Source organism: Aquamicrobium terrae (genome assembly GCF_040545735.1).
GTDB classification, from domain to species: domain Bacteria; phylum Pseudomonadota; class Alphaproteobacteria; order Rhizobiales; family Rhizobiaceae; genus Mesorhizobium; species Mesorhizobium terrae_A.
The window spans coordinates 327,881-351,393 of record NZ_JBEPML010000002.1 but is presented as its reverse complement, the minus strand read 5'-3'; the positions used below and the strand labels follow the sequence as shown (position 1 = coordinate 351,393).

Below are 23,513 nucleotides of genomic sequence, written 5' to 3'. Positions count from 1 at the left end.
ATGCCGAAACTGCTTGCCAACCGGAGCGGAAACGCTGCCGGCGACCCGGTGCGCGTCAACGTGCACACCTCCGTCAACGCGGCGTCGATCCGCAGGGAGCGCCGCAACGGCCGCGACTACATCATCGTGCCCAGCGCCACGCTGCCCGACAATATCGTCATGAACAGGGTGCGCTATCCCGCCGAGGAGATCGAGAAGGGCTTTGCCTCGCTGGAAAACACGCCGGCACCGCTTGGCCATCCCGACATCGAGGGGCAGTTCGTTTCGGCCAAGGATCCTGAAGGGCTCGCGCGCGGCTGGATCGGCGCATGGAACCGGAATGTCCGGCGTGAGAATGGCCGCGTCTTCCTCGACAAGGTGATCGACGTCGCCACCGCCATGCAGCTTGAAGGCGGTAAGGCGGTGCTCAACGCCATCGAGAAGGGTGAGCCGATCCACACGTCGACCGGTCTCTACGCAATCATGACCGCGACGAACAATGATGATGAGGCCGATTTCATCGCCTCCGACATCGAGTTCGACCATGACGCCATCCTCTTGGGCGAGGCGGGTGCCGCCACGCCCGATCAGGGCGTCGGCATGCTTGTGAACAAGGCCGTCCGCGACGGCAAGGAAATCCAGGTGATCAACTCCGTCATCGAAGACGATGCGGATCGGGAGCTTGGATGGGCGGTGGATTCCATCGCCCGTGCTCTGGAGCGCCGCGAGCGAGCGTCGTTCATCGAGCGAATGAAGACCGCAATAGTCGATCTGTTCGGCTCCGAGCGGGAAACCTCCACCAATGAAAAGGAAGATGCCATGAGCGAGAAAGAGCTCAATGAGCTTTCCCAGAAGGTTGACGCCCTCTCGGAAAGCCTCGGCAAGATCGGTGAGACCGTCGGCGCCGCCGTCGCGAACGCCATCAAGCCGCTGGTCGATGCCCAGAACGAGGTCATCGCCAACCAGAAGGCCAAAGATGAGGCCGAACTGACCGAACTTCGCGAGAAGATCGTGAAGTCCAACCTTCTGGATGAGGATGCGGCCAAGGAGCTTACGCTCAACGCGGCCCGCGCTCTCGCCAAGAAGGCCGAACCCGGCAAGGCGGCTGCGCTGAACGGCGCATTCAAGCCCACTGGCGGCGACAAGGGCGGCTTCAAGCTGCCGAAGGCGGAGGGCTGATCAGATGGGCCGCTATTCCAAGATCATCCTCGGGCCGGCGCGGAAGAACGATCCGCAGGTGCTCGAATTCCCGGCTGCAGCATCCACCAAGCCTGGCTGTCTCGTCGTGGTGACCGCCGGCAAATTTGCACTCGCCGGTGCCGCGACGGTCGGCAAGGTCTGGCTCGCGCAGGAGAATTACCTCTCCATGCAGGGTGTCGATACTGCCTATGACACCGATGACCGCGTTCTGGGCATCGAGATGCAGGACGATGTCATCTATGCGGCTCGCATCGCCACCGGCGTGAACATCCCGGCCGTGGGCACTGCGCTGACGCCGGCGGCCAACGGCATGCTCGGGATCGCCGCCACCTCCGATCTTGTCGTCGCCTATGCCGACGAGGTCTTCAACAACAACACTGGCACCGACCAGCTCATCCGTATCCGGCCCGCCGGATCGCAGAGCTACCTGTCGGCCGGCGCATAAGGAGAAAGCGACATGCGCTACTTTGATGAACAGCTGGTCGCGAACTCCCGCCCCCACGCTCAGTGGTGGGCCGAGGTCTCGACCCAGCGTGAGAGCTTCCATGTTGTTGAAAACAGCATGGCGGAACTCGCGTCCGGTACGGGCCTCGTGACCAACACGGCTGCCATCCTGCCACGTGACGCGTGGCTGGAGATGGACGATATCACCCGCCGTGTCATGCGCGACGACGAGGGGCAGGCCTACATGGCCGACCTCATGGCGCTGGCCCGCCCGGTCCATATCGGCAAGATCGCCTTCGGATATCGCGTTTCGAGCGATGCCGGGACGGTCCGCCGGTCGCTGTCCGGTCAGGTGCCCGAGGTCATGGGCAAGACCGAATACGACTACCGCCGCACGCTCGTGCCGATATTCAACACTGGCTACGGCCGGTCCTGGCGCGAGTGGAACACCTTCCAGTCTGAGAACTTCGACGCCCTGTCGGACGATCAGGAGAACCATACCGCCGCGATTCGAGAGGACATGGCGGATTATGCACTGGACGGGGACACCTCGATCACCTTCGAGGGTGCGGTTGGCTACGGTATCCGCAACCATCCTGCGTCGAAGTCGATCAACCTCGGCAGCGCCGCTGGTGGGGCAAACATCGATCTGGCTGATCCGACCACCACCGCCGACGAGATCGACGAGTTCTTCACCGGGCCGTTCGGCGCCATGCTGGACGCGAACCTGATCACCAGCCCGGTGAACCTCTACATCTCGCCGGAGATCGCCCGGAACTGGGACCGCCAGTATTCCGGATCGGCTGGGTTCAAGGGCGGTCGGATCATGGACTTCGTCCTTACGAACCGGCGCATCAACAAGATCGTCGTCACGTGGAAGCTCAGCGGCAATGAGTTCTTCGGCTTCGTGCCGAACGCGAACTTCATCCGCCCGCTGATCGGGATGGCTGTGAACACCACGGCGATGGTCCGCACCAACCCGGTCGATGACTACAACTTCCTTGTCATGGGCGCGATGGGCCTCGACATCCGCTCCGACTGGAACGGGAAATCGGGTGTGTTTTACTCGGTGGTGGTGAACTGATCATTCCCTGAAGATGGCCTTTGAGACGGGCCGGCCCAGTGTCGGCCCGTTCGGTGAGGTCATGGCCAGAGAGCAAAGGAACACTGACATGAAGATCGAAATCACCGCAGGCGGCATCTTCGGTGCCAAGGGCGAAATCCCGGTCGGGACCGAACTGACGGTCAAGGAAGCCCCGAAGGGCTGGGCCGGGCGCTATCGCGTCATCTCCGGAGGCGAAGCCAAGGGCAAGGAGGCCGTGACCAACCCGGCCAAGGGCAAGGGCAAGGAGGCCGATACCAGCCTGAAGGCTGAGCATCATGGCGGTGGCCGGTTCAACGTCACTGAGGGCGAGACGGTGCATCTGACCGGCCTGTCCAAGGCCGATGCCGACGCTTTCAACCAGATGAGCGAGGATGATCGCCGCGCCTACGTCGAAGCCAGCAAGCAGGGCTAATTGCGATGGCTGGCTATGGGAGCGATGGGGAGTTCGAGGTGTGGCTAAGCGGGCAGGGGCTTTCTCTTCCCGCTGACGCGCCGGCCGTCGCCGCCCTGCGCCAGCGCGGTAGCGACTATGTGGATGCCACCTACGGGCCGATGCTCACATGCAGTTCGCCTACGGGCGGGTTCGATCAGGAACGGGCATGGCCCCGCACTGGACACCGGGTCAGCGGTCAGACGATTGCCGATGACGTGATCCCAACGGCGTGGGTGCGCGCGTCGTATCGCGCTGCCTGGCTTGAGGCGACCAATCCCGGATGGGCTTCGGGCTCAATCGATCCGAACCGTCGCGTGAAGCGCCAGAAGGTCGATACAATCGAGCGCGAGTTCTTCGACAGCGCAGCGGCGGCCGAAGGTGGCGTCACTGGCGTCGTTGGTAACGTCGATGCGGGTATCGCCGGCATGGTCACGCCGTTCCTCTGTCCTGAGATGGACGGGATCGGCATCGGCATCTGGTCGATCGGGCCATGAGCTTCTACGGTGAAATGGCCGACATGGCCCGTGAGCTGCTGGCGCCAGAGAGTGCCGGAGGTCTCGGGCAGGGCGCCATCACGGTGGTGCGCATTGAGCAAGAGCCGATGCCGTCCGACTGGCCCACATGGGAGCCGTGGGAAGGCGCCATTACCATCAAGACCTATCTCCTGCGCGGCGCAGTTTCTGGTGTGAGCAAAGAACTGGTCGACGGCACCAACGTCCTAGCGTCCGACCAGATGCTGATCTGCGCCGACTGGATGGCGCTGATATCGACGCGGACCGGCGATGACGATCCAGTCGCTTCGAACGTGGAGGTCCCGTTCGATCTCGTTGTGCCGGAGGTCGTGAATATCGATGGGCTGCCGTTCACCACGCTCCAGCGGGTTCCGATACCTGGCGCGGGTGTGAAGGCAGCGCACAAATTCATTATTCGAGGCTGACCGATGCTCAAGAGGCTGACAGCCCGTGAATTGCTCGAGCAGGTCGCAGCCGACTTCGAGCCGCAGGTTCGGCTTGCCTGGATCGAGGCGATTGATCGCATCCGGTCGAACATCGTCCTGAAGCGCATCGTGGAGAAGCTGGAGCGCGGAGACGTGGCTGGCGTGGTTGCTGATCTCGGCATCGACGACGGGGCTTTTGCCAAGTTCGAGCAGGCACTGGTGCAGGCCTACCATGCCGGCGGTATCGCGACGGTGGACACCATGCCTGCGCTGCGCCATCCGTCGGGCAACCGCGTCGTATTCTCGTGGGGTGTCCGCAACCTCCCTGCCGAACAGGCCATGCGCGATCATGCCGCTCGGTTGGTCACCGGTATCGTCACCGAGGCGCGGGACGGCATTGCAGCAATCCTGACCGAGAACCTTGCGCGCGGGCAGTCGCCATATGATGCCGGCAGGCTGATCGCCGGTCGCGTGAACCGCGTCACTGGCCGGCGCGAGGGCGGTCTTGTCGGCCTTTCTCGTCCACAGATGGAGACCGTCGCCAAAATCCAGCGCGCCATGCGCGAGGGCGACATGGCCTACATGAGGGACTACCTGACCTTCGCCAACCGCGACAAGCGGCTCGACCGCACGGTTATGAAGGCGATCCGTGAGGGCAGGGGCCTTGCTCCCGAAGAAGTCGAGCGGGTCACGCGTCTCTATGCCAACAAGGCACTGAAGTTCCGGGCGGATACCATCTCCATTCTGGAGACGCATTCGGCGCTGGCGCGTTCAAAGCGCGATGCTTACCAGCAGCAGATCAGCGAGGGCAAGCTTGACGCTGACCTCGTGACGAAGAAGTGGCGCCGGACGGTCAGCCGTGAACCGCGGATGGAGCATCTGGCGATGGCCTCCCAGCCCGCCATCCCGTTCAGCGCGAAGTTCACGCTGCCCGATGGCATCCAGTGCGACGGGCCGCATGATCCCAGCCTGCCGGCAAGGCATGTCGTGGGCTGCAAGTGCTCTTTGGACATTTCCATCGACTTCACGGGGCAGGCGTTGCGCAGGTATCGGGAGCGCACCGGTGGCTAACACCTTCTCGGCGGTGATCGAGGGTTGGACCCGGCGCGTGAAGGAGGCCGAGGAAGCAGTCTTTAAAGAGGCAGCACAAGAGCTGGTGAAGCAGCTCAACGACCAGGTCACGGAGATGATCTACGACACGCCAGAAAGCCCCGGCTACAAGCGCACCGGCTTCCTGCGAGCTTCATTGATGGCCTCGACCGAGGCGATGCCGCAGTTGATCCGCGATAACCCGGGCGTGACGGTCAATGCGGATGCCGGCGACGTGATCCTCGTCATCGCCGGCGCCGAGCTGGGCCAGACAATCTTCTTGGGCTACACCGCGAAATACGGAGCGATGGTCGCGCGTGGCACCTCCAAAATGGCACCCCGTCCTTGGGTCGACCTCGTTGCACAGCGGTGGCAGCAGATTGTGGCGCAGAAGGCCGCGGAAGTGAAAGCCCGCTTCGGGCTATAGGAGCGCCATGCCGACAGTCGAGACGAAGATCGCGCAGGCCATACAGGCCCGCGTGGCGAGCCTGCCAATACCGTTCGTGGTTCTGTGGACCGATGATGCGCCGGCAGCGCTACCGGCATCAGGCGGCCAGCCAGAGCCATACATCGTGGCGCATGATGAACCGAACCGGACGGTCCGTCACTTCATCGGATCGAGCGATCCACACCAGCGGCCGGGCCTCCTGCTGCTGACACTCTGCTGGCCGCTATCGAAGGTCGGGTCAGGATCCGGCAAGACGCACCGGGACGCGATCCGCGAATACGCCGGCCAGATCGGCGCGCACTTCCCGGTCGACCAGCCGATGGACTTCGACGGCGTCCGAGTGCGCGTTACGAAAGCCCCGGACGTCCTCGGGGCATATCGCGATGATGCCTATCTCAGAACGCAGGTGCGCGTGAGCTACCAGGCCTTCGCCTAACCCATTCCCGGCCATCCGGGTAACCCCGGCTCCCTTCGCGGGAGCTTTTTTCATGCCATTGAAAAGGAGCAACCGCGATGGCGATCCATACCAATGCGGACAGCAAGCTGTTCATTTCCCCGACTTCCGTGAACGTCGACACGATCAACGCGATGAACGACGCCTCTGCGGTCGCGTTCTTCGAGGGTATCAACGACTGGGTCGAGGTCGAGGAGCTGGAAGACCTCGGAGAACTGGGAGACACCTCGGAAGCGATTACATTCACGGCGCTTAACAACGCCCGCGTCCGGAAGCTGAAGGGTCCGAGAGACGCCGGCACGCAGACGATCGTCGTTGGCCGTGATCCTCTGGATGATGGACAGGAGGCGTTTATCGCTGCCGAGCGGACCAAGTTTGATTTCCCGATCAAGATCGAATTGGCGGATGCGCGAACGGCCGGACACAGCAACTCCGTGCTTTATTATGCTGGCATGGTCCAGGGCGCCCCGACCAATCTGGGCAACGTGTCCAACGTGGTGCGCCGCACCTTCACCGTCGGCATCAATACCGCGATCTTTGAGGTTTCCAGCGAGGAACTGGCTGCGCCCACGAATACGCTGGAGCCGTCGATTGCAGGCGTGCTGGATGAAGGCGAGGTTCTGACCGCCATCGACGGCGTGTGGACCGGAAGCCCGACGTTTACCTACCAGTGGAAGGCCGATGGCGCGAATATTCCCGGCGCCACCGCCAAGACCTACACGATCCAAGCCGGAGACGTCGGCAAGTCCATCTCCGTTGCTGTGACGGGGACGAATAGTGCCGGCGCCGCGACCGCCGAAAGCGCGCCGACCGCCGAAGTGCCTGCCTGATCCTTTCTGCGCAGAGCGGCCCGCCCTGTCGTCGGGGCAGGGCGGGCCAACCCCGACACCCGACATATCCCGATAGGTGAAACTATGAGCGAAGAACTCGACCTTTCCGATTTCGATACCGTCGATGAAGACGTCATGACGGTGAAGACGAAGGATGGCACGGAAACGACGTGGACCTGGACATTCGCTGGTCCCGGCCACCCGAAGACCGTCGAGCAATCCAACCGCCTTGCCAAGGAGCGGCTCCGCCGGGAGAAGGCGCAGGAACAGGCCGTGGTGAATGGCAAAAAGTGGAAGGCTGAGGATGAGACGCCGGACGAAGCCCTCGATCGGAACGTCAAGCTTGTGACTGACCGGCTTCTTGGCTGGTCGCCGATCAACCTGAATGGCACGCCGTTTCCGTACTCGGTCGAGAATGCCAATCTGATTCTGAAAGATCGGCGTAAGGGACATCTCCTCATTCAGGCGCTCGAATTCCTTGGAGACGAGGTGGCTTTTTCCGGGCGCTCGGCGACAACCTCCGAGCCTTCGCCGAGCGATCATTCGAGCTCGACCGGAACGAAGAAGGCCGCACCCGCCGGGACCGCCTGACATCGCGCCTGGAGCGGGCCATCCGCAAGAACCGGCAGGACATCGCCGAGCAGCTTCAAGCGGAGTTGGAATGCCCGCCGTTCCCTATGGCTCTTTCCTATCTCTGGCAGGCGTGGGTGAGACTACGCCGTCGGACGCCGGCAGGGGTCAATGGGCCGAGTCCCATCACAATCGAGGCGATTGACGCCTTCATCCGCCGCACAGGCCTGCGGCTCGATCCTGGCGATGTCCAGCTCATCGAGGACATCGACGACCTCTACCTGTCCAAGATGGCAGAACAGGCGAATGAGCGTGACAGGCAACAGGCGATGAAAGACGGACTGGGCCGGGCCAGCAAGCAGGGTGTCAGGAGAATAGCTGATGACTGACATTGCCCATCTCGGCTTGGCCGTCGATTATCAGGATGCCGACAAGGCGACTGTTGCGCTCACAAGAATGACCGCGGCGGCCAAGAAGGCGGAAGACGCGACAGCCGGCATTGCCGGCGCGTCGGACAAAGCCGCCAAGGCAACGGCGAACATCACTACTGCGACTGGCAAGGCCAGGATACAGTGGGAAACCGCCGAAGAAACGGCGGCCCGTCTTGGGATAAAAATCAAGGATTCCGCCAAGGCAGCGGATCAGGCGGCAAAGAGCATTTCCAATCAGGGCGCGGCTGCGAATGACGCCGCACAGAAGGTCACTAATCACGGCAATGCCGTAGATCAGGCGGGACGCAAGTCCGAACGTGCCTCTCTTGCCTCGCAAGGTTTCGCGCTCGCGCTGGGGAAAGTGAAACAGGCGCTGGCCGGCATCGTCTTGAATGCCATCTCGGTCGGCATCGGCATTCTCCTCGCCGAATTGGCGAAGATGGTCGACTGGGGCGCTCTCGCCGTTACAGCCCTCCATGGCCTGGCTGATGCCATGGAGGTCATCGCGCCATATGCGGTTGGCGCCGCCGCCGCTCTCGCTCTGATCTACGCTCCTGCAATTCTGGCAGGGGTCGGCGCGCTTGCCGTTGGCATATGGGGCGTCGTGAGGGCGTTGGGCGCTGCAGCCATCGCCTTTGCAGCCGCGAACCCGGCCGCCGCTTTTGTCCTCGGCATCACGGCGGCGATCGTGGCTGCAAACATCTTCAGGGACGAACTCACACAGATTTTCGGCCGGGATATTGTCGCCGATGCCAAGAATGCGGTGAACTGGGTAATCGGTGCATTCGTCGGAGGCTTCAACGCCATCAAAGCCACCTGGTCAGCTTTGCCCGCTGCCCTTGGCGATCTCGTCATATCCACCGCAAATGCGGTGATCGGCGGCGTTGAAGGCATGATCAACAAGGTTGCCGGCCTGATCGACGGATTCATCGGGAAGGTCAATTCCGCGATGAAGTCGCTGCCCTTCGGGATGGGCGACAATATCAATATCGGGACGATCGGTGAGTTTTCACTGGGCCGTCTTGGAAACCCCTATGCCGGGGCCGCAAGCGCGGCAGTCGATACGGCAAAGGGAGCGTTCGGCTCGGCAATGGGCACCGACTATGTCGGCGCCACCTATGACGCCGTCGCGAAAGGCGCTTCCGCTGCCGCCGACAAGGTCCGTGAACTCGCCGGGAGTTTTGGCAAGGTCGAGGATGCGTCGGGGAAGGCGGGGAGGGCCGCCAACGATGCGGCAAAGGGCGCTACGGATCAGTGGAAAGGTCTGAGAGAGACCGTCGACAAATCAGCCGAAGCGGCGATGAAGTTTGCTCGCGATCTCGTTGGAGGCTTTGTTTCTGATCTTCGGTCCGGTCTCGAGCAGGGAAAGAGCTTCTGGCGTGCGTTCGGAGATGCGGCGATCAATGTGCTGAACAAGATCGCCGATAAGCTCATGAATGACGTTCTCGACGCGATTTTCCAGGTCAACAACGCATCGACCGGTATCGGCGGTGGCGGCGGTAGTTTCCTAGGTTCCCTGCTTGGTGGGATCGGCAAACTGTTTGGGTTCGCCAAGGGCGGGTATACCGGCCCAGGCTCCGCCTCTCAGCCTGCCGGTGTCGTTCATGCCGGGGAATACGTGTTTTCCAAGAAGGCGGTTGACCGGATCGGGGTGAATTACCTCGATCAGGTTCACAGGGCGGCGAAAGGCTACATGGCGGGCGGGTTCGTTTCCCGAATGCATTCCCCAGCCAACAGCAATCTTCGCGGCTACGATGTCGGCGGTTACGTCGCGTCGGCCCCTCAGTATCATGGCAATGCCGCCGTAGCGCAGGGGCGCGAGGTAATCGAGATCGTCCTGCGCGATGACAGTGGGCGTATGGCGGAAATCGCGGACCAGCAAATCGAACTGGCATCTGGGCCGATGCTTCAGGTGTCCGTCAAGCAGAGCACCAGCATGAGCCGCAAGGGATTGCCGGGGGCCAGCGGCTACTACCAAAAGCGCGGGACGATCTGATGAAGCGAAAAATCATCGATCTCCCGCGTTCGTTTGGCCAGATCACGAACGACTGGATCATCAACGTCCGTGGCAAGTCTGCCGGGGACGGTGTTACCGGCACCGGCCAGGTGGCCTACGGCGCGCAACCCAGGTGGGAAACGACCATCGATCTTGCGGCCATAGGATGCGAAGGACTTCGGACATGGAGCGCAATCCAGAGCAGCATGCGCGGCCGGATCAATGTGCTGCGCGTGCCCCTCATTGATCTGTGCCCCGTCGATCTGGGCATTCCAGGTCTCGATGAATGGTCGATGAGCCATATCCCGCACAGCGATCAAAGCCCGTTTTCTGATGGCACCTACTATGCGCAGGAGCCGACCGTCGTGATGCCGTCGCTCCTAGAAGCGGGTGCCGAGGAAATGACCGTGGATACCTCGTCGGTGAATCATGTGCTGGAGCCGGGCATGTGGTTCTCGCACGACGACTGGCCCTATCGGGTCACCGGCATGTGGGAAGGTGAGGGTGGGGCAACGACCTTTGCTTTTGAACCGCCCTTGCGCCGTGACATTCAGCAGGGACACGAGATCACGCTTCAAGCAACCGCGCTCATGGTGTTTGAAACCGATCTGGAGGGCCGGATGCCGTTGGAGCGAGGCCGGCTCATCACGGCTTCCGTGAAACTGCTCGAATGGACGTCTCGACCATGACGATGCCGTCCGAGTACGATTTTCGATCGGAGAACGTCGGCATCATCAACCTGATCGAACTGGACACCACCGTCGGCGTTTTTCGGTTCCTGCTGGGCGATGACGGCTGGTTCAAGGATCTGTCCGGAAACGTTTGGGTCGGTTCGCGCCTGATAAGCTGCTCTGAGGTCGAGTTCTCCATCAATGGATCGGCGCCGGGCATCGAGCTGGGGCTGACCTTCATTCAGGATCCTGACGAACCTGATCTAATCTCCGAGGTCCGGGCGCTTGGGAATGACGTCATCAAGGATCGGGAAGCCCGGTTCCTTATCCAGTACCTGGAAGCGACCAGCGAGTTCTTCCGTCCCGTCTACCAGCCGCAGCTTCTGACGAAACGGAAGATGGTGAACCTCGGCTATTCGTTCGAGGGCCCGCAGATCAGGCGGATATCGCTGCAGGTGGAAGGGCCGTTCAATCTGCGCGCGAAGCCGGTCGGCGGCCGCTATAATACGGCGGATCATTCGCGGCGGCTGGGGCTGCCTTCCGGCGTTATAAACCCGTCGTTGGAATACATGCCGGTCCACGGTGTGGACGAGCAAAGTCTGTTCGGACTCTAGGCAAACAGCATCATGGACATCCTCTACGCCCATCTTCACCGGTGGATGGCGGAGCCTTTCGTGTGGGGAAAATCGGACTGCATGCTTGTGCTGGCTGACTACCTCATTGCGCTCGGCTTTCCCGATGCTGCCGCCAAATGGCGTAGTCAGTATGACAGCGCGCTCTCCTGTCAGCGCGTCAGCGGGTTTCTGCAAAACCCGGTCGGCGTGATGGGCGAGGCAGCTGCGTCCGTGGGCCTCCCCAAAACCGACGATCCCGACCGCGGCGATGTCGGCGTGGTGCGCATCCGCGACCAGGACGGCATCAAACTTATGGGCGCGGTCTGCCTCGGCAAAAATTGGGCGCTCAAAGGCGAGTACACCGTGGTCATTTGCAAGCCACTCGAAATCCTAGCAGCGTGGAAGGTCGACCGTGCGTAAGACGCTCTACGCCGCCTTCCTGCTCGGCACGACGGCACTCTATCCGTCGCCGGCGTATGCCATGCCGCCAGTCGTCGGATTTATCGGTGGCATCATCACGGCGTTGGGCGCTCCGGCCATTGGTGGTGCTATTGCGGGCGCCTTCGGTGGATTTTCAGCCGGAGCATTCGCGGCCGGTTGGGCATTCGCGGGCTCGGCATTGGGTGGCTTGCTGCTCAATGCTGCCTTGTCTGTCGGTATTTCGGCTCTTGCGACATTGCTGCGACCGCGGCCTGATGCGCCGCCCAATCCGGGTGCGCGCATGGTCAATATGCGCCAGCCGATCAGCTTTTTCGAACATGCCTATGGGCTGGTCAGGAAAGGAGGCCCGGTCAATTTCTGGCAGGCCAAGGACGGCAAACGCTACTATGACGTGATCCTGGCTGCCCGACAGATCAACGGGATCAGGCAGTGGTTTGCCGACGAGACGGAATTCACTGTCGACGGTAATGGTCTCGCACAGCAGGCGCGGTTCCAATCTGACGGCCGGTCAAGGTTGCGGGTTGCTGCCTTTCTCGGTGCGGCGGGACAGATCGCTCCGGCCCTCCTGGCAGATAATTTCCCGCAGTGGACCGCAGCCCATGACATGGCGGGGCTGGCCCATGTCGTTGCCGTGGCGGAAACGGTTAAGGCTGAAGACTTCTCAAAAGTCTATCCCGGTGGTCGCGAACCGGTCATCGCGCCCGTTGTCGAGGGGTATCTATGCTATGATCCGCGCGACCAGCAGACGAAATGGACCACCAATGCCGCGCTGATCATCGCGGACTGGATCACCTCGAAAGATGGCCTCGACCGGGAGGTCGACTGGAATCAGGTCGCCATTGAGGCGGATGTATCGGACGAGATTATCATTGATCGCAACGGCAATCCTGTCCCCCGATGGCAGCTTTCCGGCGTGTATTCATCAGCAGATGACCGTGACACAGTGCGCGCGTCGATGGGCGTTGCCTGCGATGCCTTCTTCTACGAGGACACCAACGGCATTGTCGGCTTCAATGTCGGCCGCTTTATTCAGCCCGATGTCGAGATCACAGATGATGATATTTTGTCGATCCAATACACGGAAGGGCAGGCCGGCACTGACATCGCCAATGCGTTCTCGGTCGAATACACGGAACCCGAGATCGGCTACCGTGAGGCGGCAAGTGCACCTTACGTGCTCGAAGTTCCGGACGAACCCTACGAGGAAGACAGCCTTCGCGTCTACTGGACGCCGAACCACAATCAGGCTGTTCGGGTTTCTAAGCGCCTGCTTCTGGTCTCCCGCGCCAAGTACAAGATCAGCGCCACGCTCAAATATCACGGCATTCGCCTGATCGGTAAGCGCTTCTTCCGCCTACGTCATGCCGAGTTCGGTAACCTCGATCAGGTTTTTGAAGTCGACAAGTTGAAGCGCAACGAGGACGGCATCACCTGGTCGATCGAGGCGCATTCGGTGCAGGCTTCAGACTTCGCGTTCAATTCGGCCGCGGAAGAACCAGAAAAGCCGAAGCGGACCTCGATCGAGATCTCATCGGAGGTTCCGGTTCCAACCGGTGTGACGGCGGTCAGCCAGCCTTATGCAGGATCTGTCGCGATCCGTGTCGAATGGGCAGCGCCACCCCGTGACAGCCTGCTGCATCAGGTGCGCTATCGTGTTGCTTCGCCGCCGGGTGAATGGACCACGCTCAACGCTCCGGTGGGCCAGAGCCACCAAAACATCCTCGGCTTGCTCGATAATCAGACCTACCATGTCCAGGCCCGGGCGATGACCAATTCCGGCAAGGCATCGGAGTGGCGGCCTGAACCGCCCATTGCCGTAACCGCTCGTGTCGATCCGGTGCCGCCGGGCGTGGTCACTGGCGTCAATGCTGTTGGCGGCGCCGGCGTGGTTGATATCGATTGGACCGCGCCCAACAGCCCGAACTATTTCGCCACCATCATCTATCGCAACACGGTCAATGACCTTGGGTCGGCTGCGTTGGTGGTTACCGAGTACGGCGCGCCAAGCGCCGCGGACAGTTGGCAAGACAGCGGCCTTTCGGCTGGCACCTACTACTACTGGCTGGTTGCGGCGAACCAGAGCGGCGTGCCTGCTAGCGCCGTTCCGACCGGCTCCATCATCGTCACCTGACCAATCCGACAACCTGACATTCAGCCCCTGCCTTGGGGGGGCGATTACGCATGGAGAACAGCATGGGGCAGATAGCTGATGCCTTCCGGCACGCATTCCGGGATTTCGTCACCGATGGCGTGCCGGCCAGCGGGAAGAATAATCCCGCGAAATCGGAAATCCGACCGATTGGCCAGATGATCGAGCAGGCCATCGGGGACGGTACGGGCAACGTCGATGCCAAGGTTGAAGCGGAGCGGGAGGCGCGCGAGCAGGCCGTTTCCGATCTGGAGGCCGCCGATGCTGCGCTTTCGGCCCGGATAGATGCAGTCCAGGGGGCGCAGCGGAAAGAGCCTGTCACCTTTGCCACGACCGGCAACATCACACTTAGCGGCTCGCAGACCATCGATGGCGTCGGTACGGGAAACGGCCAGCGCGGGCTGGTTATGAACCAGACGAACGCTGCGCAGAACGGCATCTATGTCACCAACTCGTCGGGCGCATGGACGCGCGCAACGGATGCCGACACCGAGGCCGAGTTGCTGGGGGCAATGGTCTATGTGACCGGCGGCGCCGTGAATGGGGGGCTTGCCTTCGGGCTGGCCACGAAAGAGCCGATTGTGGTGGGAACTACCGACTTGTTGTTTGTGCAAACGAGTGGTGACCCGGAAGGGCTCGCCGGGGCGGTTTCCGACCTTGAAGATGCCGTCACGGCAAGCACGGATGAAATCGAGACCGCCCGGCGCGGCACACAGACATTGGCCTCCGGAATAGAGGTTGCGATACCCGGTCGCGCCCTGCGCAGGCTCAAGGAGGCTGTCTCTGATCCGCTTACCCAATATGTGGGTATCGTGGCCATCGGTGATAGCATCACATGGGGATCTGGCGCGTCAAATCCCGGAACCTCAACGCCTCGTGACGGCACACTGGCTGACCCTCGAGCCAATTATGACTCTCCGAACTTTGTAAATCTCCTCAAGAGATATCTTCAAGAGACGTATCGGAGCGGACCGGGCTCATCCGAGAGCATCGGAAACTGGCCGGCATCCCCGAGCGGTCAAAGTGATGCGCTCTACCAGAAGATCAGCGCCGTCTATCCACGATATGGCAAATTCACCGTCTCCAATCTCGGAGCGACCGCGCCAATTTCCAACCAGCAGGATTCCCGCTCGCCCACTTACATGGTGCTGGGGTTGCCGCACAACATTCCAGGGCAGGACTACGGACACCAGATTGCCTTCCCCTTCACCGGGTCGATGTTCACTCTTTCGGTTCGGATCACTCAGGCCGACCTCTCGATGTTTTTCGACGTGCTGGTCAATGACGTGGTGGTGCAGACGGTCAACGCGCAGGAGGGCAACAACGGCCTCGTCGTCGATGCGGGGAACTTCGACCAGCAAATCCCGATCACGCTACCGGCGATGGTCCATGATGGCGTCGTGAAGATCAGGACAAAGCGGAACGGCCTGTCTGGAAACCGATACCTAAATGTCACCGCCCTGCGCATCCCGCGTCGACTGTCCGTTCGAAATCAAGGCATCAACGGTGCAACGACTGTCTCCTATCTGGCCAACAACATGGCAGGGAACCCGAACGGCCATGGGGTGGCTGTCCCCGCCAGCGACCGCTTTGTGTTCATCCAGCTTGGCGTCAATGACCGTGGGCGGGGAGTTCGGCCGAACGGGGTCAATCAATTCTATGAGAACCTGAACGCGCTGCTCGATAACGCTGCCCTCGACAGCAAGGAGGTCATCCTCATGATATCCAACCCGGTCGAAAACGAAGATCCCGCAACCTACAGCTTTACCCAGCAGGAGGTGCGCAACGTGATCTATCAGGTCGGACGGGAGCGGGACGTGGACGTCATCGACAACTATGCGATCTTTCGCGGGATGGATTTCGAGGAGTACACCACTGACGGTCTACACCCGAACGACTTGGGGCACAGCATGATCGCCGAAAACGTCATCCGGGCGATCGAAGGCGCGTAGTCACATTGGGGATTCGGTATAGTGGGTGTATGCGTCGTGCCTGCTTTGAAAAATGCGTCGAGCAATACCCGCTTCCGTCTTTATCTCCCAGTATTTTTCGAGAAAAGCATAGCCTCCGTCTGAAAGGGGTTTGGGTAGCCATGCAAAGCGCGGCACCCAATCTGATGATGGGACGCCGGCATCGTACCACTTATCAACACGCTCACAAAAGCGAGCGAAGGCTTCTTCGTAATTCGCGCCGGAGCAGGACAGGTCGTCGATGTCTTGAGTGTCTTCTATGAGTATCCGGCCGCTCTCAGCGTCGTGATTTGCTACTCCGCAATATCCCCGATAAGTCACCTCGACGCGCATCATGTGTGAGGACCTTCTTCCCATCAACTATTTAATGGCCCAGTCCGTCAGGAAGTCCCGCGTTTCTTCTTCCGTCATGGGGCGGTATTCCCAGTCGAGGCCATCTCTGGAAATCCGCCGCATGACGGGTCCGTTCTTGGATGAGCGAATCTCATGCCAATCGTTTGGCGATTGTCCGTAAAGGAAGCAGATCGCTCGGTGTAGAGCGATTTGGATGCGCTTGATCATCTCGTGCCCCGCTGCGGGTTTTAGATCTGACGAATAGCATAGCTGGCGCGGGCTGGCGAGCCGTCTCGATCCTGTCGGATAGCGCGCCGACCCGGCGGCTCCTGGGGTTGAAGCCGCCCGGCCATCTATCCTGATCGCTCTCATCTGACAATCTGAAAGGAACTGACATGGACCTGTCGCACGGCGACGGGCGGCTGATTATTGCCGTCTGCACGAAACATGGCCTGCTGCGCAACCAGTGCGCCTACGTGCTGGCCACGGCCTATCACGAGACGGCCGGCACCATGAAACCGGTGCGCGAGACGCTGGCGAGTTCCGACGCCAAAGCCAAGGAACTGCTCACCAAGGCGTGGAAGGCCGGAAAGATGAAGTGGGTGACGCGCAACTACTGGTCCGGCGGGTTCTTCGGCCGGGGATATGTCCAGCTTACCCATGAGGAGAATTACCGGAAGGCAGGGCAGAAGCTGGGCATCGATCTGGTCGGCAACCCGTCGAAGGCACTGGAGCCGGCCATTGCCGCCGAAATCCTTGTGCTGGGCATGCGCGACGGCTGGTTCACCGGCAAGAAGCTGTCCGACTACATCACCCTGACCAGGAGCGATTACACGTGGGCGCGCCGGATCGTGAACGGTACGGATCGGGCCGATCTCATTGCTGGCTACGCCAAGGCCTTCAACGCGCTTCTGCTGGCGGAAGGGTATGGCGTGGATCGTCAATCCCCTCCGGCCGAGCCCGCGCCGCAGGCATCCGCGCGCCAGCCGGCGCCAGCGCGCGGCTTTTGGGCCGTCATCCTCGCAATCATCACCAAGCTTTTCGGCAAAGGAGCCTGACATGGGGCCGCTTCTTCGCATCGTCGCCCGTGTAGCCGCGGGTGTCCTGATCGGCCGTGGCTGGGTCAGCCTCGATACTGTTGACCAGGTGTTCAACGATCCAGCCAGTGATGCCGCATTCGAGATCATTGCAGGCGGCATCGTGTGGGTGGGCACCGAGGGCTTTTACCTGCTCGCCAAGCGGTTGGGGTGGCGTACATGACCGGTCTGCTCACCGCGCTCATATCCGATGCCGGCGGCTATCTGATCGCGGCCGGCATCGGCATCCTCACCATCATCGCGACCTACCTCCGCGGCCGTGCATCCGGCGCGCTGCGGGAACGTGACAGGCAGGCAGCGAGTGAAAGGGACAGCTATGCTGAACATATCAAGGATATCGAGCGCGCTGCCGCTGCTGGCCGTGCTGTGCGGCCTGACGATGGCGGGATGCAGTCAGACCCCAACAATCGCGACAACACGCGCTGAATGCGCCGTCTGGCCGGTCGTCACCTATTCGGCCAGCAAGGATACCGCCCAGACGGTGCAAGAGGTTCGACAGGCGAATGCTGCGAGGGATGTGTGGTGCCGGAAATAGCTGATGCCGTCCTGTGCGCCGGCGTGATCCTGCTGGCTTTAATCCTCGTCGCCGTTGTTCGGAGGCCGCTTTGACCAGGGAAACAATTGCCGAGCGCCAAGTGCGGTTGGAAGAGCAGATCAAGGCGCTGGTGGCTGCCATTGCGACCCTCGTCGACCAAGGCAAGGAGGCAGCGGAAAGTCGGCGCCGTGGCTACCAGGCGCAGGAGGAAACACGGATCGAGATCATCAATATGAAGCACCGGCTCGATGGGCTTGAGCGCTCGGTCGAGGGGATCAAACCGACCACGGTCGAACTGGAGCGGGTGCGGGACCGCGTCATCTTCGCCGGAAGGCTTGGTCAGGGGCTTTGGACGATTGGAAAAATGATCCTCGCTGCGGCGGCCGGCGCTGCTTCGGCCTGGTACGCGATGACGGGCAGGCCGCCACCTTAATGCACATCGACCGAGCTAAGGTTGATAGTTTGCACTCGTCTGAGAAAAACGAAAAAGCCGCCCGAAGGCGGCTTGATGAGTGGGAGGGGCGGGGGAATCGATTTATGCGCAGCGAATAGCTCGCACGGATTGCACGACAAAGGCTTTCCGCTCTCCCTGCTTCGGGTTCGGGCGCGAAATCGTTTCGCGAATTACTGGGACGCGCAAAAGCTTATCCACGTGCTTTTGAACACGTTCCTCAAATCCGGTGGCCAGCTCAATCTGGCGATCTCTGTTAACTGGTTGTCTCATCTCAATCTAAGCCCCAGTTTCTGGATTGCATTTAATATGCCGACGATCGGTTATCAACGCGGTATCATGACACACGTTCCATCAGCCACATTTGCCTACCATGAAACGGGTCCGGTTGACCGACCGTAAATCCAGCCTCCGAAAACACACTAGCGACGGCGTGATATTTCCGCAAGGCCCTCATAGGGAGGTTCGGCGCGTAGGCATGCATAGTAACAATCTGTGGCGAATGTTGGTCGATTAGGATTTTTACACATTCGCAAATTCCCCATAAGCAGGCCGCACGGTGCTCCGTATTTGGGAAATGATTTTTCGTCTGTTGCCCATCCCATAGCTGATATGAACACTCTTCCCCATGGTCATATTGGATGATGCAGAAAACAATTTCAAACTCGCCAGGAGATGCGCCTCCTGGCGGAGAGAGTGAAACCATTAGGGAATATGTGTCGTCTGTTATGTCATCGTAACCCAATTGCGCCGTAACGACCCCTTCCGTTCCGTTGTACGCATGTTCAAACTGGATAGATGTCTCATCGCCCCAAAAAAGTTGAAAAGCCATTTCCCCCGACCGATATCGCTATTCCGTTCTGCTTATAGCCGCGCCTGCGGCAAATCGCCAGTCGCCCATCGCGCCTGACGATTTGGGAGGTAGCAAGTTTGGCAACAGGCCTGCCATCTAAAGGGTGGCGGGGCTTTCACGTTTCGGACGCTACTGGCGAGTAAACCCGCTGAGCAGGGCCTCGCCATCGTCCCGGTGCTCCCAGCAGTACCAGTGGGGCTGGGTGTGCTTGTTGATGCTGTAGCCCCAGCCGCCCCATTTCGAGCAGCCGGGATGCTCGCACCAGTGCTCATAGATGCCGGCCGGCGCTGTTGGTGCCTCACCCGGGAGGCGGATCGGATCGTCGCTCATCCGTATACCCTGACCATGTCGTCATAGGTGTAGCGGGTCGGAACCCAGGCGATCGGCTCAAAGAGTTCGTCGGTGGACATCAGCGCCCAATACTCCTCATGCTGCTCCGGGGTAGGGTCGTCCGAGTCGGGCCACCTGCGCCAGCGGATGTGCGCATATTCGTCGTTGGCATCCTTGGCGGCGATCATCCATTGCGCTTTGGCGTCGTCGTTGATCGGGTAGACGACATCCGCGGTCAAGAATTCCTCTTCGGCTGTCGGTCGGGTCATGGCGATGTGCCTCGCATCTCGTCACTCATAGCGGGTTGAGCGGGCCGATCAGGCCAGGATGGTCGGCGCCGCCTTTGCTCGTCGAGTTAACCTCGCGTCCGACGCGATAAAATTGCAGATCGCCGTCGAGGTCCTGTGTCAATAAATCCTTGGCGTTGGTGACTGATGTGGCCGGATCGAGCCACGCATCGTAGGCGGCAGGATCGAGGATGATCGGTTGCCGGCTGTGGAGTTGGCACATGGGCTCTTGCGCGGCTGCCGTCAGGATCGTGCAACTCGTGATGTCCAGCGCCGGATTGTACGCCCAGAGACCGGCGAAGCTGAAAGGCTTTTGATCCGGCAGATGGATAAACCACGGGTCTTTCCCGCTATCATCGGCCTTGGTCCATTCGTAGAAACCATCGGCAGGGATCAGGCAGCGCTTCGACCGAAAGCTGTCCCGAAAAGCTGGCTTTTCTGCCGCTTCTTCCGAGCGGGCATTGAACATCGCATATTTTGGGACCTCCTTGGCCCATCCCGGCACGAGCCACCAGCGACCCTCGCGGACCCGCTGGTAACCGTCGTCGCCGGCGGTGACGAAGAGGACGTCCTGTGTCGGCGCGATGTTGTAGCGCGCCTCGGTGTTCCGCCCGGCCTCCGAGACGGTCAGCCGGTACATCGCATGGATTTCGCGCCAGGTATGGCAGCGGGTGAAGCGTCCGCACATGTGATCGATTCTGCCATCGACTTATCTTGACCGCAATGGGTTCTTGTTCCACTTCTGTTCTCATGTCGAGAAAATGGAACAGCGTAGCAGAACTCGCGGCGGCCCTACGAACAAGGGCCGACGAAAAGCGCACCACTGTCCTTTCTCCGGAAACCGCGAGACTCATCGCGCTCATGCTCGAATCACCGCGCCAGCCTCGGGGTCGCTCCTGGATCGACGTTCATGCGCAGGGCAGTGCCATCTACAAACTCGATGCCAAAGGCGACATCGAGGAGGTGGTGGCATTCGCTAGCAATTCGATTGTCGCGCGGGCGGCCTTCAACGAGCTATGCGCGAGCTATCCGAGGTACTCGTTCTCTCAGCGCAGGAGGTCATGGGTGGAGGAGGAGCGCATTGTGGGGGAGGAGGAGAGCCGAACCAGACGTTGAAGAAGGGAGGCGACGCGCCAGGTTTAGGGTGAGGGTTGCCGCCCTATTGTCCACAGCGAGCGAAATGTGTGGATAGAGGAACAGCCCATGAACCTATTCCCCCGATTTTCCCCCACTTCCCCCTGCAAGTTCCTGCATCGTTCTGCAAGTTCCCGCATCTATCTGCAAGATTGAGCCTTGCCAAACTGACGGAAACCCTTAGAAAGCGCGCTGTGGAGAGGTGGCCGAGTGGTCGAAGGCGCTCCCCTGCTAAGGGAGTAGAGGTCAAAAGCTTCTCGTGGGTTCGAATCCCATCCTCTCCGCCATTGTCAACTGAAAAATCCATTATTTTCAAAGTGTTTGCGGCTAGGCGGTTAGCGGCCTGCTAATCAAGCCTGCTGGTGGCGGAGGGACGACTGAACAAGAAGGGCCGTGCCGTGGCATCACGGTCGAAGACCGGCCGGGGATTGACCACCGTGCCGATCTTCCTGCTGGTCCCGCAGGTCAGGTTGCCGAAGCGGCTGGACCTCGCGCGGGATGCCGAGCGGGTGCGCGATGCGGTGCCGGGGCTGATCGTGGCGAATGGGTGGAGCCTCGGTCGTAACAACGGGAGGTCGACATTCAGGGTCGATTGGCATATATTGCCAATCACCTGCATGGAGGCGCGCATGGCCACGCGAAACGTCGTTCTGACCGACACCCAATCCGACCTGGTCGACCGGCTGGTCGCTTCCGGGCGCTATCAGAATGCCTCGGAAGCCTTGCGGGCCGGGCTGCGACTGCTCGAACGCGAGGAAACCGAGCTTGGCGCGTTGCGTGACCGGCTGGCGACCGGGCTGGAGCAGGCCCGGCGTGGTGATCTGGCCGAGGGCAGCGGCGAGGAGGCTGTCCGGCGTGCCTTTGCTCGTGCGCGCGCCAGAACCTGATGCTCAAGCCGTGGCGCCTGACCCGGCAGGCCGAAGCATCGCTCGTCGACAGTGCGAACTGGACGGTCGAGACCTTCGGCCCGCGACAGGCCGCAGCCTATGAGGACGACCTGATCGCCCGCTGCGCGGAGATCGCAGCCGGTACGGCCATGTCGCAGGACTGCCGCCGGATCATCGACCCGGACTTGCCCGAGGATCTGCGGTTCACGCGCGCGGGCCAGCATTTCGTCATCTTCGTCGAGGATGCCGAGCAGGTGATCATCGTCGATTTCCTCCACGCCCGCTCGGACCTGCCGCGACGGCTCGCTGCCATCACGGAACCGAAACCCGACAGGGACCACTGAAGCCGGGCGGGTCCCGGACAACGGGATCGCCATGCCCTCCACTCGCGAAACCATCCTCGCCGCGCTGCACGCGCGGCTTTCGGCGCTGCCCGCCACCGCCCTGCGCGGTGAGGTGCTGCCCGAGCGCGTCCCCGCCGAAGGATTGCTGATCCTGCGCGACGGCGAGCCGGGGGAGCCCGAGGTGACGCTCTCGCCCTTGCGCTACCACTACCAGCACCGCGCCGAGGTCGAGGCGGTCGTGCAGGGAGCCGCCCGTGACACGGCCTTCGACACGCTCTGCGCCAGCATCGGCGCGGCGTTCGCCGCCGACCGCATGCTGGGCGGCCTCTGCGACTGGGTCGAGGCGGAAGCGCCGCAGCTGGTCGACCTGCCGGTGGACGGCGCGGCCAGCCTGAAGGCGGCCGTCATTCCTGTCATTCTACACTCCGCTTCGGACCCGCTTGGCTGATGCGGGTGCTGCGTTCGGCGGGGTGACAGTCCACCGGACTGTCGCCTGATCCGCCTCACTCCACGGCCGACCCGCTCGGCTGAACCCCTTCGACAAGGAGACCGACATGGCACGCGCCCAAGGGGCGCGAGCGCGGATGGCGCTCGCGTTCGAGACGACCTATGGCACCCCGCCCGGCAGCGGTTACACGAGGATGCCCTTTGCCAGCGCCACGCTCGGGGCGGAACAGCCGCTCCTGAACTCGGAGCTTCTGGGCTACGGTCGCGATCCTCTCGCGCCCATCAAGGACGCGGTGACCGCCGATGGCGATGTGGTGGTGCCGATTGATGCCGAGGCCTTCGGCTTCTGGCTGAAGGCGGCCTTCGGCACGCCGACCACCACCGGAAGCTCGCCTGGTCCATATACCCATACGTTTCAGTCCGGCAGTTGGACCCTGCCTAGCATGGCGATCGAGACCGCCATGCCCGAGGTGCCGCGCTACGCCATGTATTCCGGCGTGGTGCTGGACCAGCTCAGCTGGCAGATGCAGCGCTCGGGTCTGCTCACCGACACCGCTCGGCTGGTGGCACAGGGCGAGACGGTCGCCACGACCAGCGGCGCGGGAACACCGGCGGAGCTCGACCTGATCCGTTTCGGGCATTTCAACGGCTCGATCAAACGCAACGGCACCGCCTTGGGTAACGTGATCTCGACCGAGATCACCTATGCCAACAATCTCGATCGGATCGAGACCATCCGCGCCGACGGCATGATCGATGGCGCCGATCCCTCGATCGCCGCACTCACCGGCCGCACCGAGGTGCGTTTCGCCGACAGCACGCTCGTCAGCCAGGCGATCAACGGCACGCCTTGCGAGCTCGAGTTCTCCTACACGCTGCTCTCCGGCGAAAGCCTGACCCTCATGGCGCACGCGGTCTATCTGCCGCGCCCGCGGATCGAGATTTCCGGACCGCAGGGCGTGCAGGCCAGCTTCGACTGGCAGGCCGCGCGCGACGCTGCGCTGGGACGGATGTGCACCGCCGTTCTCGTCAACGACATCGAAAGCTACTGACC

31 protein-coding genes, 1 tRNA gene and 1 pseudogene are annotated in these 23,513 nt (G+C 61.5%); 28 read left to right on the top strand and 5 right to left on the bottom strand.

Going from position 1 to position 23,513, the window contains the following annotated elements:
• The 18 genes from ABID37_RS04310 to ABID37_RS04225 all read left to right on the top strand — a co-directional run bounded on the left by ABID37_RS04310 (nt 1) and on the right by ABID37_RS04225 (nt 15,743).
• Nucleotides 1-1,158 (top strand): hypothetical protein, encoded by a 1,158-nt coding sequence (locus ABID37_RS04310; RefSeq protein ID WP_354192849.1) that lies wholly within the window; start codon nt 1-3, stop codon nt 1,156-1,158.
• 4 nt (nt 1,159-1,162) lie between these two features.
• Nucleotides 1,163-1,624 carry a hypothetical protein gene (locus tag ABID37_RS04305; protein ID WP_354192848.1) on the top strand — a complete coding sequence of 154 codons (462 nt, stop codon included), beginning with the start codon at nt 1,163-1,165 and terminating at the stop codon, nt 1,622-1,624.
• Between the two features lie 12 nt (nt 1,625-1,636).
• Entirely contained in the window at nt 1,637-2,707 is a 1,071-nt protein-coding gene (locus tag ABID37_RS04300) for a major capsid protein (RefSeq protein WP_354192847.1), read from the top strand.
• A gap of 88 nt (nt 2,708-2,795) precedes the next feature.
• Nucleotides 2,796-3,140, top strand: a complete 345-nt coding sequence (locus ABID37_RS04295; protein ID WP_354192845.1) for a hypothetical protein — start codon at nt 2,796-2,798, stop codon at nt 3,138-3,140.
• A gap of 5 nt (nt 3,141-3,145) precedes the next feature.
• Nucleotides 3,146-3,655 (top strand): DnaT-like ssDNA-binding protein, encoded by a 510-nt coding sequence (locus ABID37_RS04290; RefSeq protein ID WP_354192844.1) that lies wholly within the window; start codon nt 3,146-3,148, stop codon nt 3,653-3,655.
• Nucleotides 3,652-4,098 carry a hypothetical protein gene (locus ABID37_RS04285; protein WP_354192842.1) on the top strand — a complete coding sequence of 149 codons (447 nt, stop codon included), beginning with the start codon at nt 3,652-3,654 and terminating at the stop codon, nt 4,096-4,098. Before ABID37_RS04290 ends, ABID37_RS04285 begins: the two co-directional genes overlap by 4 nt.
• Before the next feature lie 3 nt (nt 4,099-4,101).
• Nucleotides 4,102-5,169 carry a head morphogenesis protein gene (locus ABID37_RS04280; protein ID WP_354192840.1) on the top strand — a complete coding sequence of 356 codons (1,068 nt, stop codon included), beginning with the start codon at nt 4,102-4,104 and terminating at the stop codon, nt 5,167-5,169.
• The gene (locus ABID37_RS04275) at nt 5,162-5,614 is read left to right on the top strand and encodes an HK97 gp10 family phage protein (RefSeq protein WP_354192839.1); all 453 of its coding nucleotides are present in this window, start codon (nt 5,162-5,164) and stop codon (nt 5,612-5,614) included. The genes ABID37_RS04280 and ABID37_RS04275 overlap by 8 nt, the downstream gene beginning before the upstream one ends.
• A 7-nt stretch (nt 5,615-5,621) precedes the next feature.
• Nucleotides 5,622-6,071 (top strand): phage tail terminator-like protein, encoded by a 450-nt coding sequence (locus ABID37_RS04270; protein ID WP_354192838.1) that lies wholly within the window; start codon nt 5,622-5,624, stop codon nt 6,069-6,071.
• Nucleotides 6,072-6,148: 77 nt separating this feature from the next.
• Nucleotides 6,149-6,919: a hypothetical protein gene (locus tag ABID37_RS04265; RefSeq protein ID WP_354192836.1), complete on the top strand. Its 771-nt coding sequence runs from the start codon at nt 6,149-6,151 to the stop codon at nt 6,917-6,919.
• Between the two features lie 84 nt (nt 6,920-7,003).
• The gene (locus ABID37_RS04260; RefSeq protein WP_354192835.1) at nt 7,004-7,510 is read left to right on the top strand and encodes a branched-chain amino acid ABC transporter; all 507 of its coding nucleotides are present in this window, start codon (nt 7,004-7,006) and stop codon (nt 7,508-7,510) included.
• Nucleotides 7,393-7,878 (top strand): phage tail assembly chaperone, encoded by a 486-nt coding sequence (locus ABID37_RS26235; RefSeq protein ID WP_435521537.1) that lies wholly within the window; start codon nt 7,393-7,395, stop codon nt 7,876-7,878. The genes ABID37_RS04260 and ABID37_RS26235 overlap by 118 nt, the downstream gene beginning before the upstream one ends.
• The gene (locus tag ABID37_RS04250) at nt 7,871-9,916 is read left to right on the top strand and encodes a phage tail tape measure protein (RefSeq protein ID WP_354192833.1); all 2,046 of its coding nucleotides are present in this window, start codon (nt 7,871-7,873) and stop codon (nt 9,914-9,916) included. The genes ABID37_RS26235 and ABID37_RS04250 overlap by 8 nt, the downstream gene beginning before the upstream one ends.
• Nucleotides 9,916-10,605 carry a hypothetical protein gene (locus tag ABID37_RS04245; protein WP_354192832.1) on the top strand — a complete coding sequence of 230 codons (690 nt, stop codon included), beginning with the start codon at nt 9,916-9,918 and terminating at the stop codon, nt 10,603-10,605. Before ABID37_RS04250 ends, ABID37_RS04245 begins: the two co-directional genes overlap by 1 nt.
• Nucleotides 10,587-11,201 carry a hypothetical protein gene (locus tag ABID37_RS04240; protein ID WP_354192830.1) on the top strand — a complete coding sequence of 205 codons (615 nt, stop codon included), beginning with the start codon at nt 10,587-10,589 and terminating at the stop codon, nt 11,199-11,201. The genes ABID37_RS04245 and ABID37_RS04240 overlap by 19 nt, the downstream gene beginning before the upstream one ends.
• Before the next feature lie 12 nt (nt 11,202-11,213).
• Nucleotides 11,214-11,621 carry a DUF6950 family protein gene (locus tag ABID37_RS04235; protein WP_354192829.1) on the top strand — a complete coding sequence of 136 codons (408 nt, stop codon included), beginning with the start codon at nt 11,214-11,216 and terminating at the stop codon, nt 11,619-11,621.
• Nucleotides 11,614-13,773, top strand: coding sequence for a phage tail protein (locus tag ABID37_RS04230; RefSeq protein WP_354192828.1), 2,160 nt, complete (start codon nt 11,614-11,616; stop codon nt 13,771-13,773). Before ABID37_RS04235 ends, ABID37_RS04230 begins: the two co-directional genes overlap by 8 nt.
• A 62-nt stretch (nt 13,774-13,835) precedes the next feature.
• Entirely contained in the window at nt 13,836-15,743 is a 1,908-nt protein-coding gene (locus ABID37_RS04225) for an SGNH/GDSL hydrolase family protein (protein ID WP_354192827.1), read from the top strand.
• Here ABID37_RS04225 and ABID37_RS04220 read toward each other — a convergent pair whose 3' ends face one another.
• Nucleotides 15,744-16,097 (bottom strand): hypothetical protein, encoded by a 354-nt coding sequence (locus ABID37_RS04220; protein WP_354192826.1) that lies wholly within the window; start codon nt 16,095-16,097, stop codon nt 15,744-15,746.
• A gap of 24 nt (nt 16,098-16,121) precedes the next feature.
• A complete protein-coding gene (locus ABID37_RS04215) occupies nt 16,122-16,322 on the bottom strand; it encodes a hypothetical protein (protein WP_354192825.1) in 201 nt (66 codons plus the stop codon).
• A 167-nt stretch (nt 16,323-16,489) separates the two neighbouring features.
• On the opposite strand from ABID37_RS04215, the gene ABID37_RS04210 reads away from it, so the two are divergent.
• From ABID37_RS04210 to ABID37_RS04195, 4 genes are all read left to right on the top strand, one after another.
• On the top strand, nt 16,490-17,152 hold the full coding sequence (locus tag ABID37_RS04210) for a glycoside hydrolase family 19 protein (protein ID WP_354192824.1): 663 nt from the start codon (nt 16,490-16,492) through the stop codon (nt 17,150-17,152).
• 1 nt (nt 17,153) lies between these two features.
• Nucleotides 17,154-17,354, top strand: coding sequence for a Pam3-gp28 family putative phage holin (locus ABID37_RS04205; protein WP_354192823.1), 201 nt, complete (start codon nt 17,154-17,156; stop codon nt 17,352-17,354).
• A complete protein-coding gene (locus tag ABID37_RS04200) occupies nt 17,351-17,617 on the top strand; it encodes a hypothetical protein (protein WP_354192822.1) in 267 nt (88 codons plus the stop codon). The genes ABID37_RS04205 and ABID37_RS04200 overlap by 4 nt, the downstream gene beginning before the upstream one ends.
• 179 nt (nt 17,618-17,796) lie before the next feature.
• The gene (locus tag ABID37_RS04195; RefSeq protein WP_354192820.1) at nt 17,797-18,159 is read left to right on the top strand and encodes a hypothetical protein; all 363 of its coding nucleotides are present in this window, start codon (nt 17,797-17,799) and stop codon (nt 18,157-18,159) included.
• Nucleotides 18,160-19,159: 1,000 nt separating this feature from the next.
• Here the strand turns inward: ABID37_RS04195 and ABID37_RS04190 are convergent.
• From ABID37_RS04190 to ABID37_RS04180, 3 genes are read right to left on the bottom strand one after another with little or no spacing between them, the layout of a single operon-like run.
• Complete coding sequence (locus tag ABID37_RS04190) at nt 19,160-19,360, bottom strand: hypothetical protein (protein WP_354192819.1); 201 nt, start codon at nt 19,358-19,360, stop codon at nt 19,160-19,162.
• Entirely contained in the window at nt 19,357-19,629 is a 273-nt protein-coding gene (locus ABID37_RS04185) for a hypothetical protein (protein WP_354192818.1), read from the bottom strand. Before ABID37_RS04185 ends, ABID37_RS04190 begins: the two co-directional genes overlap by 4 nt.
• A gap of 25 nt (nt 19,630-19,654) precedes the next feature.
• Nucleotides 19,655-20,335: an SOS response-associated peptidase gene (locus ABID37_RS04180; protein WP_354192816.1), complete on the bottom strand. Its 681-nt coding sequence runs from the start codon at nt 20,333-20,335 to the stop codon at nt 19,655-19,657.
• Nucleotides 20,336-20,977: 642 nt separating this feature from the next.
• Here ABID37_RS04180 and ABID37_RS04175 point away from each other — a divergent pair.
• From ABID37_RS04175 to ABID37_RS04150, 6 genes and pseudogenes are all read left to right on the top strand, one after another.
• Nucleotides 20,978-21,068: transfer RNA gene (locus tag ABID37_RS04175), tRNA-Ser, on the top strand.
• Between the two features lie 75 nt (nt 21,069-21,143).
• A pseudogene (locus ABID37_RS04170) lies at nt 21,144-21,302 on the top strand (DUF6441 family protein); the annotation flags it as partial.
• A gap of 108 nt (nt 21,303-21,410) precedes the next feature.
• Complete coding sequence (locus ABID37_RS04165; RefSeq protein WP_354193054.1) at nt 21,411-21,668, top strand: type II toxin-antitoxin system ParD family antitoxin; 258 nt, start codon at nt 21,411-21,413, stop codon at nt 21,666-21,668.
• A complete protein-coding gene (locus ABID37_RS04160) occupies nt 21,668-22,012 on the top strand; it encodes a type II toxin-antitoxin system RelE/ParE family toxin (protein ID WP_354192814.1) in 345 nt (114 codons plus the stop codon). The genes ABID37_RS04165 and ABID37_RS04160 overlap by 1 nt, the downstream gene beginning before the upstream one ends.
• A 31-nt stretch (nt 22,013-22,043) precedes the next feature.
• Nucleotides 22,044-22,460, top strand: a complete 417-nt coding sequence (locus tag ABID37_RS04155) for a hypothetical protein (RefSeq protein WP_354192813.1) — start codon at nt 22,044-22,046, stop codon at nt 22,458-22,460.
• Between the two features lie 106 nt (nt 22,461-22,566).
• Entirely contained in the window at nt 22,567-23,511 is a 945-nt protein-coding gene (locus ABID37_RS04150; protein WP_354192811.1) for a phage tail tube protein, read from the top strand.
• Nucleotides 23,512-23,513 lie beyond the last annotated feature (2 nt).